At 72.2% G+C, this 13,725-nt stretch carries 13 protein-coding genes; 7 read left to right on the forward strand and 6 right to left on the reverse strand.

The features are described 5' to 3' along the window. Positions 1-27: 27 nt before the first annotated feature. Complete coding sequence (locus tag AC069X_RS01750; RefSeq protein ID WP_478723980.1) at positions 28-723, forward strand: prepilin peptidase; 696 nt, start codon at positions 28-30, stop codon at positions 721-723. A 131-nt stretch (positions 724-854) separates the two neighbouring features. Here AC069X_RS01750 and mgrA read toward each other — a convergent pair whose 3' ends face one another. Beyond that, entirely contained in the window at positions 855-1,892 is a 1,038-nt protein-coding gene (mgrA, locus tag AC069X_RS01755; protein WP_478723982.1) for an L-glyceraldehyde 3-phosphate reductase, read from the reverse strand. A gap of 127 nt (positions 1,893-2,019) precedes the next feature. Between mgrA and AC069X_RS01760 the strand changes: the two genes are divergently transcribed. From AC069X_RS01760 to AC069X_RS01780, 5 genes are all read left to right on the forward strand, one after another. Next, a complete protein-coding gene (locus AC069X_RS01760) occupies positions 2,020-2,781 on the forward strand; it encodes an isoprenyl transferase (protein ID WP_478723984.1) in 762 nt (253 codons plus the stop codon). A 317-nt stretch (positions 2,782-3,098) separates the two neighbouring features. Next, entirely contained in the window at positions 3,099-4,415 is a 1,317-nt protein-coding gene (locus AC069X_RS01765; protein ID WP_478723986.1) for a PhoH family protein, read from the forward strand. A 414-nt stretch (positions 4,416-4,829) separates the two neighbouring features. Then, on the forward strand, positions 4,830-5,549 hold the full coding sequence (locus AC069X_RS01770; protein WP_478723988.1) for an aggregation-promoting factor C-terminal-like domain-containing protein: 720 nt from the start codon (positions 4,830-4,832) through the stop codon (positions 5,547-5,549). Between the two features lie 118 nt (positions 5,550-5,667). Continuing rightward, positions 5,668-7,011 (forward strand): AI-2E family transporter, encoded by a 1,344-nt coding sequence (locus AC069X_RS01775; RefSeq protein ID WP_478723990.1) that lies wholly within the window; start codon positions 5,668-5,670, stop codon positions 7,009-7,011. Then, the gene (locus AC069X_RS01780; protein ID WP_478723992.1) at positions 6,995-7,678 is read left to right on the forward strand and encodes a hypothetical protein; all 684 of its coding nucleotides are present in this window, start codon (positions 6,995-6,997) and stop codon (positions 7,676-7,678) included. Before AC069X_RS01775 ends, AC069X_RS01780 begins: the two co-directional genes overlap by 17 nt. 78 nt (positions 7,679-7,756) lie before the next feature. Here the strand turns inward: AC069X_RS01780 and AC069X_RS01785 are convergent, their stop codons facing one another. Both AC069X_RS01785 and AC069X_RS01790 read right to left on the reverse strand, forming a co-directional pair. Then, a complete protein-coding gene (locus tag AC069X_RS01785; protein WP_388934233.1) occupies positions 7,757-8,296 on the reverse strand; it encodes an alkyl hydroperoxide reductase in 540 nt (179 codons plus the stop codon). A gap of 3 nt (positions 8,297-8,299) precedes the next feature. Then, entirely contained in the window at positions 8,300-8,854 is a 555-nt protein-coding gene (locus tag AC069X_RS01790) for a peroxiredoxin (RefSeq protein WP_478723994.1), read from the reverse strand. 135 nt (positions 8,855-8,989) lie between these two features. Between AC069X_RS01790 and AC069X_RS01795 the strand changes: the two genes are divergently transcribed. Further along, entirely contained in the window at positions 8,990-9,937 is a 948-nt protein-coding gene (locus tag AC069X_RS01795; RefSeq protein WP_478723996.1) for a hydrogen peroxide-inducible genes activator, read from the forward strand. 77 nt (positions 9,938-10,014) lie between these two features. Here the strand turns inward: AC069X_RS01795 and AC069X_RS01800 are convergent, their stop codons facing one another. The 3 genes from AC069X_RS01800 to AC069X_RS01810 are packed head-to-tail and all read right to left on the reverse strand — an operon-like array spanning position 10,015 to position 13,558. Further along, positions 10,015-12,354, reverse strand: coding sequence for an FtsX-like permease family protein (locus AC069X_RS01800; RefSeq protein ID WP_478723998.1), 2,340 nt, complete (start codon positions 12,352-12,354; stop codon positions 10,015-10,017). Then, positions 12,351-13,037, reverse strand: coding sequence for an ABC transporter ATP-binding protein (locus AC069X_RS01805; RefSeq protein ID WP_478724000.1), 687 nt, complete (start codon positions 13,035-13,037; stop codon positions 12,351-12,353). Before AC069X_RS01805 ends, AC069X_RS01800 begins: the two co-directional genes overlap by 4 nt. After that, positions 13,034-13,558, reverse strand: a complete 525-nt coding sequence (locus AC069X_RS01810) for a PadR family transcriptional regulator (RefSeq protein ID WP_478724001.1) — start codon at positions 13,556-13,558, stop codon at positions 13,034-13,036. Before AC069X_RS01810 ends, AC069X_RS01805 begins: the two co-directional genes overlap by 4 nt. Between the last annotated feature and the right edge of the window lie 167 nt (positions 13,559-13,725).

Genomic DNA, 13,725 nt, shown 5'->3' on the forward strand with positions numbered 1-13,725 from the left:
GGCGGCGCACCGGCCTACCGTCGCCGGATGGGCGCCCTCGTGATCATCCTCGCCGCCGCGTACGGCGCGACCGCCGGCCTCCTCCTGCCCCGCGCCGCCCACCGCCTCTCGGTGCCCCCGGGCGAGCCCTGGCGCGGCCACCGCCACCGCGGGGTGCGGGGATGGCTGGGTGCCGCCCCGGGGCGCGGGGGCCGGACGGGCCCCGCCGTCGCCACCGCCGGCGTGTGCGCGGCCCTCGCCGCCGCCGTGGGGCCGCGCCCCGAGGCGGCGGTGTTCGCCGGGCTGGCGCCCGTCCTGGTGCTGCTGGCCCTCGTCGACCGCGCCGTGCACCGGCTGCCCGACGTGCTCACCCTGCCCCTGGCCGCGGCCTGCGCCGCGCTGCTCGGCGCGGCCGCGCTGCTGCCCGGCGCCGCCGGGTCGTGGCGGCTCGCGCTGCTGGGCGGACTCGCGCTCGGGGCCGCGTACCTCCTGCTGTTCCTGATCAACCCCGCCGGGATGGGTTTCGGCGACGTCAAGCTGGCGCTCCCGCTGGGGGTCGCTCTTGGGTGGTACGGGTGGGGGGTATGGACCGCCGGGGCGTTCCTGGGGCTGTTCTACGGCGCCGTGTACGGCCTCGGCCTTGTGCTGCGGGGCCGGGCGGGCCGTGACCAGGGGTTCGCGTTCGGCCCGTTCATGGCCGCCGGAGCCCTCACCGGAGTGCTGCTGGGCGGATTCGGAGCGTAATCGTTTTGCGGCAATGCACGCAGGACGCTTTACGAAGGGTTATGGTGGAACCCCCCCCTCGGGCCGGTCCGTATCCCCCCCACGGACCGGCCCGTTTTCTGTTCCACGCGCCTTCAGGGCAAAAGCCCAGGTCAGCCGCGCTGGGCCCAGATGTTGGTGCCGGGGGTGGACACCGCGAAGGAGTCGATCTCCTTCAGTTCCTGCTCCGTGAGGGGTGCTCCGGCCAGCGCGGCGATGTTCTCCTCCAGCTGCTTCACGCTGGACGCGCCGATGAGCGCGGAGGTCATCCGGTCGTCGCGCAGCACCCAGGTCAGCGCGAGCTGGGCCAGGGACTGGCCGCGCCGGGCCGCGATCTCGTTCAGCCCGGTGAGCCGGCGGACCACGTCCTCCGACAGCAGCGAGGGGTTCAGGGACTTGCCCTGGCTGGCCCGGGAGCCCTCCGGGATGCCCTGGAGGTACTTGCCGGTCAGCAGGCCCTGCGCGAGCGGCGCGAAGGAGATGCAGCCCATGCCGGCCTCCTCCAGGGTGTCCAGCAGCCCGTCCTCCTCCGTCCAGCGGTTGATCATGGAGTACGAGGGCTGGTGGATCAGGGGGCGCACGCCCATGTCCGTCAGGATCCGCGCGGCCTCCGCCGTCTGCTCGGCCGTGTACGAGGACACGCCGACGTACAGCGCCTTGCCCTGCCGGACCGCCGACGCGAGCGCGCCCATGGTCTCCTCCAGCGGGGTCTCCGGGTCGAAGCGGTGCGAGTAGAAGACGTCGACGTAGTCCACGCCCATCCGCTTCAGCGAGGCGTCCAGCGAGCCGAGGAGGTACTTGCGGCTGCCCCATTCGCCGTACGGGCCGGGGTGCATGAAGTAGCCCGCCTTGGTGGAGAGCACCAGCTCCTCGCGGTACCGGGCGAAGTCCTGGGCGAAGATCTTCCCGAAGTTCAGCTCGGCGGAACCGGGCGGCGGGCCGTAGTTGTTGGCCAGGTCGAAGTGGGTCACGCCGAGGTCGAAGGCGCGGCGCAGGATCGCCCGCTGGGACTCCAGCGACCGGTCGTCGCCGAAGTTGTGCCAGAGGCCGAGGGAGATCGCGGGGAGCTTGAGGCCGCTGCGGCCCGTGCGCCGGTAGTGCATGGAGTCATAGCGCGAGGGCTCTGCCCGATAGGGATTGTTATCAGTCACGTTGTCCTTGCTATCACGGACTTGTGACAGACCGAGTTGGGTACCCGATCCCGGCGCGCAGTAATGTGGCGGACTCGGGGGAGACCGCAATTCGCACGGGGGCATTGCACGGAGGGGCTGGAAGATCGTGAAGCTGCGCGACCTGGTGTACAGGCTCTATGCACGCCGGGTGGAAGGCCGCCTCGACCATGACGCGTCGCCCAAGCACATCGGCGTCATCCTGGACGGGAACAGGCGCTGGGCCAAGGCGTCCGGAGGCACGACGGAACAGGGCCACCAGGCCGGCGCCGACAAGATCTCCGAGATGCTCGGCTGGTGCACCGAGACGGACGTCGAGGTCGTCACCCTGTGGATGCTCTCCACGGACAACCTGGACCGGCCGGAGGCCGAGCTCCGGCCACTGCTCAACATCATCGAGAACACCGTCCGGGGCCTCGCCGAGGACGGTCGCTGGCGCGTCCACCACGTCGGCAACCTGGACATCCTGCCCGCCCGGACCCAGACGGTGCTGAAGGAGGCCGAGCAGGCCACCCACGACATCGACGGGATACTGGTCAACGTCGCCGTGGGCTACGGCGGCCGCCAGGAGATCGCCGACGCGGTCCGCTCGCTCCTGCTGGAGCACGCCGAGAAGGGCACCTCCTTCGAGGAGCTCGCCGAGGTCCTGGACATCGACCACATCGCGGAGCACCTCTACACCCGCGGCCAGCCCGACCCCGACCTGGTGATCCGCACCAGCGGCGAGCAGCGGCTGTCCGGATTCATGCTGTGGCAGAGCGCGCACTCCGAGTACTACTTCTGCGAGGTCTTCTGGCCGGCCTTCCGCAAGGTCGACTTCCTGCGCGCCCTGCGCGACTACGCCGCCCGCCACCGGCGGTACGGCACCTGACCCGCAGTCGCGGAAACCCCCTCGGTCTCCTCCGTCCCCCGCGCGAACCCTTCACCAGGGATTCACCGAGCGTCCGTCATATGCCATGGCATGGCCGCGCACGTTCGAGGGCATAACCCAGGCAGGTCGACGCCCGATCCACGGGTGTCGAGTCTCAGCGGACGGCACCGGGCCGTCCGCCCGGGAGGCCCTTTGCACCAGGACGCGCGTGCGGTTCGCACGGACGGATTGGCGGGCCGGACTTCGGCCCTGGCAATGGCGCCGATGACCGGTCCGGTCTTCATGGCCCGACCTCTTCCGAGGGGGTACGTCCTTCCGTGGTGACCAGCACAAAGCGCCGCCTGCCCGACAGGCGGACCTACGTCCTCGACACCAGCGTCCTGCTGGCCGACCCCAACGCGTTCTCCCGCTTCGACGAGCACGAGGTCGTGCTCCCGATCGTGGTGATCACCGAGTTGGAGGCCAAGAGGCACCATCCCGAACTCGGCTACTTCGCCCGTCAGGCCCTGCGCCTGCTCGACGACTTCCGGGTCCGCTACGGTCGCCTCGACGCCCCCATCCCGCTGGGCGATCTGGGCGGCAGCCTGCGCGTCGAGCTCAACCACTCCGACCCCGGCGTCCTGCCGGCGGGCTTCCGGCTCGGGGACAACGACTCGCGGATCCTCGCGGTCGCCCGCAACCTCCAGGCCGAGGGCTACGACGTCACGGTCGTCTCGAAGGATCTCCCGCTGCGCATCAAGGCCTCCTCCGTGGGGCTGCTCGCCGAGGAGTACCGCGCGGAGCTCGCCATCACCGACGCCGGCTGGACCGGCATGAGCGAGCTCGCCCTCTCCGGGGAGCAGGTGGACCTCCTCTACTCCGAGGAGCGGCTCCATGTACCGGAGGCCACGGAACTGCCCGTGCACACCGGGCTGGTCCTCCAGTCCGAGCGGGGCAAGGCCCTGGGCCGGGTCACGGCCGACGGCAACGTCAAGCTCGTACGCGGCGACCGCGAGGCCTTCGGGCTGCACGGCCGCAGCGCCGAGCAGCGCATCGCCCTGGACCTGCTGCTCGACCCCGAGATCGGGATCATCTCGATGGGCGGCCGGGCCGGGACCGGGAAGTCCGCGCTCGCGCTGTGCGCGGGCCTGGAGGCGGTGCTGGAGCGGAGGCAGCATCAGAAGGTCATGGTCTTCCGCCCGCTGTACGCGGTGGGCGGTCAGGAGCTCGGCTACCTGCCGGGCGACCAGACCGAGAAGATGAGCCCCTGGGCGCAGGCGGTCTTCGACACCCTCTCGGCGGTCGCCGGGCGCGAGGTCATCGAGGAGGTGCTGGGGCGCGGGATGCTGGAGGTCCTGCCGCTCACGCACATCCGCGGCCGGTCGCTGCACGACGCGTTCGTCATCGTGGACGAGGCCCAGTCCCTGGAGCGCAACGTCCTGCTGACCGTTCTGTCCAGGATCGGGGCCAATTCCCGGGTCGTCCTGACCCACGACGTGGCCCAGCGGGACAATCTGCGGGTAGGCCGGTACGACGGAGTGGTCGCCGTCGTTGAGAAGCTGAAGGGGCATCCGCTCTTCGCCCACGTGACGCTGACCCGCTCCGAGCGCTCCCCGATCGCCGCACTGGTGACGGAGATGCTCGAAACCCTCTAGGAGGGAACGGGGTAAAACCCCCATAGCGGGATGGTTGGTTGGCGCCGTCCGGCAAAGGCCCAGGAGCCTAGCCGGGCGGCGTCCTGCTGCACAGGTGTTTTCCCGAATCACGGGCATCACGGCAGGTGTGACCTTTCACACGCAACGCGGAATTGCCTTGCGGCGTCGAGGTCCGGCAGAGTCTGGTTTCCGTCAGGCCCCGCATACGGCACAGTTGTATCTCCGGTTGAGATACGCGCAGTACGAACAACTTCACAGCCGATGTCCGTATGCCGCCCGGTACAGCCGGCAGCCCCCGCAAGGGAGTTGCCCACGGGCCAGCGTCTCCTGTGACCTCATCACCACGGAGACCAGTGTCGAAGGGGCACTCTTGCGGCCGCGCGGTCACTGCGGACGCTGCTGGAAGGACACCGTGTGAGCCGGATCTCGGTTCGGGGGTTCGCAGTGGCTTCGGCCACCGCGGTCACCACCGTCGGCGCAGTCGTGGGCGTCGCCACTGGCGATGCCGCCTCGAACGACCTCGAGACGACCGCTTCCGGCGCGACTCTCCTCACTGAAATCCCGCTCGGCGAGCAGGCCCAGGTCCAGAGCGCCACCCTGGCGCAGCAGGCCGACAGCATCGCCCACGCCGCCGACGCCGACGCCAAGCGCTCGGTGGAGGAGGCCGCCCGCCTCCAGGCCGCCGAGGACGCCAAGTCCAAGAAGGCGGAGGCCGAGAAGGCCGAGCAGGCGAAGAAGGCGGAAGCCGACGCCAAGCTCAAGGAGCAGCGCGAGGAAGAGGGCGAGGTCGCCAGCCGGTCCGCCGCCCGCGACGCCGGCGACTTCCCGGTCCAGGGCTCCTACACGGTCGCCCAGGTCAAGGAGATCGCCCGGCAGCTGGTCCCGGCGGGCCAGTTCCAGTGCTTCTCGAACATCATCAACCAGGAATCCACCTGGAACTACAAGGCCGTCAACTCCTCCTCGGGAGCCTACGGTCTGGTCCAGGCGCTCCCCGGTTCGAAGATGGCCTCGGCCGGCGCCGACTGGCGCACCAACCCGGCCACCCAGATCAAGTGGGGCCTGGGCTACATGAACGAGCGCTACGGCAGCCCCTGCGGCGCCTGGAGCTTCCACCAGGCCAACAACTGGTACTAAAGCCCTGACATAGGGCCCGCGTACAACCTCGGGGAACCCCACACCGTCCACCGGTGTGGGGTTCCTCGCGTGTACGGTCGTGCGAGGTGTCACCGCTGGGCGGGGGGAAAGGAACGACATGGCGAAGAGGGCAGGCTGGCTCGGCCGGCTCGGCAGCAGACTGAGCCGGATGGAGGCCGCGCTGGACGAACGGCGGGCCGAGGTCGAGGCCGAGGCCGCCGGGGAACCGCCGCTGCCCACCCCCGTCGTGGCCGCCGCGGCACCGGACGACGCGGGTACGAGCGCTGCCGCGCCCCCGCGCGCCCCCGCGCGGCCCGACCCGGTGACCGTCATCCCGTGGGGGGTGAGGGTCGCCGCGGAGGCCAGCTGGCGGCTGCTGCTGCTCGCCGGGATGGTCTGGGTGCTGATGCTGGTGATCAGCGAAGTGCGGCTGGTCGTCCTCGCCTTCGCCGCGGCCCTGCTCGTCACCGCGCTGCTCCAGCCGTTCGTGGTGCGGCTGCGCCGGCTCGGCCTGCCGCGCGGGCTCGCCACGGCCGTCACCGCGATCCTCGGGTTCGTCGTCATCGGGCTGGTCGGCTGGTTCGTCGTCTGGCAGGTCATGGAGAACCTCGACGACCTCTCCAACCGGCTCCGCGAGGGCATCAACGAGCTCAAGACCTGGGCACTGGACAGTCCGTTCCACGTGACCGAGAAGCAGATCAACGACATCGCGAAGAACCTCAGCGAGACCATCGGCACCAACACCGAGGAGATCACCTCGGCGGGCCTCCAGGGCGTGACGGTGCTCGTCGAGGTCATGACGGGCATGCTGCTCGCGATGTTCTCGACGCTCTTCCTGCTCTACGACGGCAAGAAGATCTGGAGCTGGGTGCTGGGCCTGGTCCCGGCCGCCGCCCGCCCCGGCGTCGCGGGCGCCGGTCCGCGCGCCTGGCGCACGCTGACCGCGTACGTGCGCGGCACGGTGCTCGTCGCGCTGATCGACGCCGTCTTCATCGGCCTCGGGCTGTACTTCCTCGACGTGACGATGGCCGTGCCGCTGGCCGTCTTCATCTTCCTGTTCGCGTTCATCCCGCTCGTCGGCGCCGTGATCTCCGGCGCCCTCGCGGTGGTGGTGGCGCTGGTGACCCAGGGGCCGGTCATCGCCCTCGCGGTGCTGGGCGTGGTGCTGGCGGTCCAGCAGATCGAGGGGCACGTGCTCCAGCCCTTCATCCTCGGCCGGGCGGTACGCGTCCACCCGCTCGCGGTGGTGCTGGCGGTGGCGGCCGGCGGGATGACCGCGGGCATCGGCGGCGCCGTCGTCGCCGTGCCGCTGGTGGCCGTCACCAACACGGTGGTGGTCTACCTGAGGGCCTACTCGCGCGAGCGGCACCTCGGGGCGATCTCCGCCACGGGTCCGGGCCCGCACGGGGCCACCGCGGTACGGGCCGCCGCGCTGGAGGCCGGGGATGATCAGCGAGCCTGAGCTCGGCGGGGAGTGGCCGGACGCCGCTCCGCCCGAACTCGCCGGCCAGGAGCTCCGGGCGGGCCGGGAGGGGCGCGGGCGCGCTCCCTGGCTCTGGGGGCTGGGCGGGGCGGTGCTGGCCTCCGCCGTGTGGGCGGGGGTGCTGGTCGTGCAGGAACGTCACGCCGCCGCCGGGCCGCCGATCGCGTACCGGCACAGCGAACAGCTCTGCGCGGAGACCCCGCTGAAGGCCGTCGGGGCCGTGGTCGGGGACTTGGGCGTGGGCATGCCGAGCCATGCCGAAGGTGCCGCGCTGGACTGGTCGCACTGCTTCTCCCTCGGGGGACGGGGTGACCGTCTCCCCACGCACGACGCCCTGGTGCTGGTCGAGCTGCACCGCAAGACCGACCCCGAGGCGGAGTTCGGCGCCGGACCCGTCCTCAACCTGAACCTGCGCGCCGCGTCCGTCACGCCGGAGCAGGTGCCCGGTCTGGGCGAGCGGGCGGTGTTCTCCGGCGAGGAGTCCGCGCCCCGGCTCCAGGTGCTCGACGGCGGGGCGGTCTTCACCATGCGGGTCCAGTGGTGGGCGGGTGAGGACGGCGAGGGCGGCGACCTCGACGAGAACGCGGTCAAGGCCGCGATGGTCGAGGACATGCGCGGGCTCATGGACAAGCTGCGCGAGAAGTGACCCCCGAACGCGCGGTGCCCCCGCCGCCCGGAAGGGCTGCGGGGGCACGGAGGCGCGTAAGAGCACCCCTACGGGTGACTACTCGGCGGCCAGGGCCGCTTCGGCGTCGAGGGTGACGGCGACGGCCTGGATCACCGAGGCGATCTTGAAGGCCTCCTGGACCGTCTCGCGGCCGACGCCCGCCTTGCGCAGGACCTGCTCGTGCGAGTCCAGGCACTGGCCGCAGCCGTTGATCGCGGAGACCGCGAGCGACCACAGTTCGAAGTCGACCTTCTCCACGCCCGGGTTGCCGATGACGTTCATCCGCAGGCCCGCGCGCAGCGTGCCGTACTCCGGGTCGGAGAGCAGGTGGCGCGTCCGGTAGAAGACGTTGTTCATCGCCATGACCGCGGCGGCGGACTTGGCGGCGGTGTACGCCTCCGGGGACAGCGCGGCCTTGGCCTCCGGCTCCAGCTCACGCAGGACGCGCGGGGAGCGGGCGGCGATCGCGCAGGACAGGACGGTGCCCCACAGCTGCTGCTGGGTCAGGGTGTCCTGGTTCCCGATGACCGAACCGAGGTTCAGCTTCAGGTCCTTGGCGAAGTCCGGTATGGCCGACTTCAGGGTGTCGAGGGACATCCGTCACTCACCGGCCAGCAGGGCGCCGGCGTCGAGGGTGCTGTCGCCCTTGTTCCAGTTGCAGGGGCACAGCTCGTCGGTCTGCAGGGCGTCGAGGACCCGCAGGACCTCCTTGGGGTTACGGCCCACGGAACCGGCGGTCACCATGGCGAACTGGATCTCGTTGTTCGGGTCGACGATGAAGACGGCGCGCTTGGCGAAGCCGTCCTCGCCCTCGACGCCGCAGGCCTGCATCAGGTCGTGCTTGACGTCGGCCAGCATCGGGAAGGGCAGGTCACGCAGGTCGGCGTGGTCCTTGCGCCAGGCGTGGTGGACGTACTCGGAGTCGCCGGAGACGCCGAGGATCTGCGCGTCGCGGTCCGCGAACTCGTCGTTCAGCTTGCCGAACGCGGCGATCTCGGTCGGGCAGACGAAGGTGAAGTCGGCGGGCCAGAAAAACACCACGCGCCACTTGCCCTCGTAGGACTTGTGGTCGATCTGCGCGAACTGCTTGTCGGCGTCGAGGGAGACGCAGGCGGTCAGATCGTAGGTGGGGAACTTGTCACCGACAGTGAGCACGAACTCTCCTTGCGGAATGGAAAGCGACCCTTTTGGGGGCTTTCCAAAGGGGTTGGACGGATCTCACATGCTGGCACAGCAGCATTGATTGCGGAAATAGCTATTCTTGTGGCGGGTGATCGGAGGTACCTATCAGTGGCTGTCAGTAGTAGAGGACCGAAGCAGCCGACGCTGGCGCAGCTGCGCGCCTTCGCGGCGGTCGCCGAGCACCTGCACTTCCGCGACGCCGCCGCGGCCATCGGGATGAGCCAGCCCGCGCTCTCCGGCTCCGTCTCCGCGCTGGAGGAGGCCCTCGGGGTGCGGCTGCTGGAGCGCACCACCCGCAAGGTGCTGCTCTCCCCGGCGGGGGAGCGCATCGCGGTGCGGGCGCGGGGCGTGCTGGACGCGCTGGGCGGGCTGCTGGAGGAGGCCGAGTCGGTACGGGCCCCCTTCACGGGGGTGCTGCGGCTCGGGGTGATCCCGACCGTCGCCCCGTACCTGCTGCCCACCGTGCTCGGCCTCTTCCACCGCAGCTACCCCGGCATGGACCTCCAGGTGCACGAGGAGCAGACGGCCTCGCTGCTGGAGGGGCTGGCGGGCGGGCGGCTCGACCTGCTGCTGCTCGCGGTCCCGCTGGGCATGCCCGGGGTCACCGAACTGCCCGTTTTCGACGAGGACTTCGTCCTGCTGGCCCCGCGCGAGCACCCCCTGGCCGGGCGGCGCGACATCCCGCGCGAGGAGCTGCGCGGGCTCCAGCTGCTGCTGCTCGACGAGGGGCACTGCCTGCGCGACCAGGCCCTGGACATCTGCCGGGAGGCGGGGCGCGGAGCGGGGGCGGACGTCACCACCACCGCGGCGGGCCTGTCCACGCTCGTCCAGCTCGTCGCGGGCGGGCTCGGGGTGACCCTGCTGCCGCGCACCGCGCTGCGGCTGGAGACCGCCCGCAACGAGCACCTGGCGACCGGGTACTTCGCCGAGCCGGCCCCCTCGCGGCGGATCGCGCTGGCCATGCGGACCGGCACGGCCCGGCAGGAGGAGTTCCGGGCCATGGCGGCGGCGCTGCGCGAGGCGGTCCGCCCGCTGCCGGTGTGGCCCACCGACTGAGCGCGGCGGGCCGCACCGGCAGCGGGGCGCGCGGGGCGCTCCGTACGCCGCGGCGGACACTCGGTACGCCGTGCGGGCTACTCCGTGCGCAGCCCCTCCGGGCGCATCATGCGCAGCAGCGGGGGCAGGCTCAGCAGGGTGACCAGCCCGACCAGCCCCGCGCCGGCGCCGGTCAGGGAGAGCACCGCGGCCCAGTCGATCCGGACCGGGACGAGGGCCATCGCCATCAGCATCGCGCCCAGCCCGATGCCGGCCCCCGCCGCCAGGAGCAGCCCGAGGGCCACCGGCAGGGCCGCCTGCCAGAGCACCGACAGGGTCAGCGTCGAGCGCCTGGTCCCGAAGGCGACCAGGGCCGCGAGCAGCCTCCTGCGCTCGCGCAGCTGCTCCAGCTGGGTGACCAGCAGGCTGGTCCCGATCAGGATCAGGACGGCGGTCGCGCCGAAGAACAGCCCGGCGCGGATGCCGGAGTAGTTCCGGTCGACCTGCGTGGCCCGCAGGGTCGCCGCGATCGCGAACGGGTCCGCCTTGAAGGAGGCCGTGCGCACCCGCTCCAGGGCGTCCGGGACGGACGGGTCGAGCTGGACGAAGACCTGCGCGAACTGGGCCCGGCCCATGCCCTTCGGGGCGGCGGACGGGGTGGCCAGCAGGCCGGAGCGGAGGTCCCCCGTCGGGTCCTCGCGGGCGGGAACGGTACGGGCCCCGGCCGGGACGGTCCACTCGACGGTCTTCCCGCCGAGCGCTGACGAGGCTTCGGAGGAGACCTGGACGTCACCGACGAAGACCCGGTCGCCGGGCGCCACGGTCGCGTCGAGCGGGCCGCCGGCCAGGACGAACACGTCGCCGTCGCGGCAGGAGCCGAGCTCCGCGACCTCGGCGAGGGCCCGGCAGCCGCCGATGGTCACCGGGACCGCATCGGGGCTCGGCACCTGCCGCGCCGCGCTGACCCGGTTCAGCGGGACGGTCCGCTCGACGCCCGGCGTCGCGGCGATCCGCTCGGCGAGGGCGTCCAGACCGGACTCGGTGCCGCTGTGCAGCATGATCGCGACCGAGGCGCGGGACGGGTCCTGCCCGGTCTCCTCCGTCACCTGGTGCTCGACCCCCGAGAAGAGCATCTGGAGGGCGATGGCCCCGGCGACCGCCACCGCGATCCCGTTGACCAGCCGGGCGGAGGGTCCGCTGGAGACCTGGAGCCGGCGGACGGCCAGCTGCCAGGAGACGGCCCCGCCGCGCAGCCGCCCGACGAAACGTTCCACCAGCCAGGGGAGCAGGGCGGTGACCCCGACCAGCAGCAGCACCACGCCGCCGCCGACCTGCCACTCGTTGAACCGGCCGTGGCCGTCGCCGCGCCCGGCCATCGGCAGGAGCAGACCGGCCCCGCCGAGCGGCAGGAGCAGCCGCCACCAGACGCGGCGCCGGGCCGGCGCGGTGGTCCGCAGCACGCCGAGCGGCTCGATGACGACCCCGCGCAGGGTGAACAGGGTCACCGCCACGGCCGCGAGCGGCACGGCGAGCGCCATCAGGGCGACCAGCCCGGGCGAAGGGGTGAGGTCGGCCGGGAAGACGCTGCGCTGCTCAAGCGAGAAGGAGCCGACCAGCCGGCGGCCGGCCAGGAAGAAGAAGGAGCCCAGCAACAGCCCGGCCACGGCCCCGGCCAGTGCCTCGCCGGCCGCGATCCGGCGGACCGTACGGCCGTCGGCGCCGACCAGGCGAAGGGCGGCGAGCCGCTGGTCGCGGCGCTCCCCGCCGGAGCGGACGGCCGCGGCGATGAAGACGGCGACGGGCATCAGCAGCGCGACGAAGGCCAGCAGGACCGTGAGCATCAGCACCGGGCTGAGCCGGGGGCGTTCCACGTCGTCGGCGAAGCCGGTGACGCGCTGGATCCGGAGCTCGCCCGGTCCGGTCGGCGGGAGGCTCTCGGCGCCCTGGTAGAAGGCGAGTTCGGCAGGCCCCGTGAGGCCGGCGTCGCCGATGACGGAGGCGACCCTGCCGTCGAGCCGCTCGCGCAGGAGCGCGCCGTCGGCGGAGCGCAGCAGCTTCGCCAGGGCGGGGGAGACGGCCAGCTCGCCGGGGGCGGGGAAGGCCTTGAGGCCGGGCGGGAGGGGTGCGTCGGGGCCCTCCGGTTTGAGGAGGCGGCCCTCGATGTCCTGGCCGCGGTAGGTCATGTCGGCCCTGCCGACGAGCAGGGTGTCGCGGCCCGGTGCCGTGGCCTCCGGGGAGGCCCGGGTGGAGCGGGCGTCGGCGCGTTCCTCGCGGGCGGCCAGCGCGCCCGGGACGGCCGTGCTGATCAGCAGCAGCGCGACGCCGAGGCCGACGCCCACGCCGGTGAGCAGGGTGCGCGTCCAGCCCTCGCGGCCGCCGGCGAGGGCGAACCGGGCGCCCATGGCCAGGTCCCGCGCCCATACCCGGAGCGCGCTCATATGGCGTGCTCCATGTCCCGGGACCGGCCGTCGCGGACGACGATCTCCCGGTCGGAGTACGCGGCGACGCGGGTCTCGTGCGTGACGAGGACGACGGCGGCGTTCGCGGAGCGGGCCGCCTCGGTCAGCAGCTGCATCACCAGCTCGCCGTTGAGGGAGTCCAGCGCGCCGGTGGGCTCGTCCGCGAAGATCACCCGGGGCCCGGTGACCAGGGCCCGCGCCACGGCCACCCGCTGGCCCTGGCCGCCGCTGATCTCGCCGGGGCGCTTGGCGCCGAGGTCCTCGACCTGGAGCCGCTCCATCCAGTGCAGGGCGGTCCGCTCGGCCTCCTTGCGCTTCGTCCCGGCCAGGCGCAGCGGCAGGGCGACGTTCTCCACGCAGGTCAGCTCGGGGACGAGCTGGCCGAACTGGAAGACGAAGCCGAAGTCGCCGCGGCGCAGGGCGCTGCGCTCGGCGTCGTTCATCGAGGACAGCTCGCGTCCTGCGTAGGTGACGGTGCCGGAGTCGGGCGTGACGATCCCGGCGAGGCAGTGCAGCAGCGTCGACTTGCCGGAGCCGGAGGGGCCCATGACGGCGACGACCTCGCCGGGGTGGATGGAGAACTCGGCCCCGTCGAGGGCCTTGGTGGGTCCGTACGCCTTGCGCAGGTCCGTGGCGGTGAGCAGGGATCCGGCCGGGGTCATCGGCGTACCTCCCGGGCGAGCTGGTCGAGGCGGGCGGCGGTCAGTTCGAGCCAGCGCAGGTCGGCTTCCAGGTGGAACAGGGCGTGGTCGCAGACCAGCTGGTCGGCGATGTCGCCCTTGCGCTTGCGCTGGGTCAGGATGCGCATGAGCCGCAGGTGCTCGGCGCGCTGGGTGTCGAGGAGCTCGTCGGCGCTGCGGTGGGTGAGCAGTGCGAGGACCACCTTGGTGTACAGGGTGGACTGGAGGTACGGCTCGGGCTTCTCGGGCTGGGAGAGCCAGTGCGCGACGTCGGTGATGCCGGCGTCGGTGATGGCGTACCGCTTGCGGTCGGGGCCGCCGCCGCTCTCGATCCCCTCGACCTCGACGAGGCCGTTCTTCAGGAGCCGGGACATGGTCGAGTAGACCTGGCCGTAGGCGAGCGGGCGGTCGTGGCCGAAGGTCTCGTCGAAGGCGCGCTTGAGGTCGTAGCCGTGGCGCGGGCCGGCCTCCAGGAGGCCGAGCAGGGTGTGACCGATGGACATGACGGCGACTATACACGCGGTGTATACGCTCGATGTATAGGTCGGTGACGTGCGGCTTCGCGGAAGCGGAACGCGAAGGGCCCGCCGGAGGCGTCCGGCGGGCCCTGGGATGCGGCCGATGGCGTACGGGGCCGGGCGCGCGGGGTGCGCGCCGGGCCCCGGCCGGC

Source organism: Streptomyces sp. NPDC043896 (assembly GCF_056435605.1).

Bases quoted from the DNA above. Each gene is read 5' to 3' on its own strand.
- AC069X_RS01800 (WP_478723998.1), bottom strand. From the start codon at position 12,354: ATGAGCGCGCTCCGGGTATGGGCGCGGGACCTGGCCATGGGCGCCCGG.
- AC069X_RS01775 (WP_478723990.1), top strand. From the start codon at position 5,668: ATGGCGAAGAGGGCAGGCTGGCTCGGCCGGCTCGGCAGCAGACTGAGC.
- AC069X_RS01810 (WP_478724001.1), bottom strand. From the start codon at position 13,558: ATGTCCATCGGTCACACCCTGCTCGGCCTCCTGGAGGCCGGCCCGCGC.
- AC069X_RS01785 (WP_388934233.1), bottom strand. From the start codon at position 8,296: ATGTCCCTCGACACCCTGAAGTCGGCCATACCGGACTTCGCCAAGGAC.
- AC069X_RS01805 (WP_478724000.1), bottom strand. From the start codon at position 13,037: ATGACCCCGGCCGGATCCCTGCTCACCGCCACGGACCTGCGCAAGGCG.
- AC069X_RS01780 (WP_478723992.1), top strand. From the start codon at position 6,995: ATGATCAGCGAGCCTGAGCTCGGCGGGGAGTGGCCGGACGCCGCTCCG.
- AC069X_RS01750 (WP_478723980.1), top strand. From the start codon at position 28: ATGGGCGCCCTCGTGATCATCCTCGCCGCCGCGTACGGCGCGACCGCC.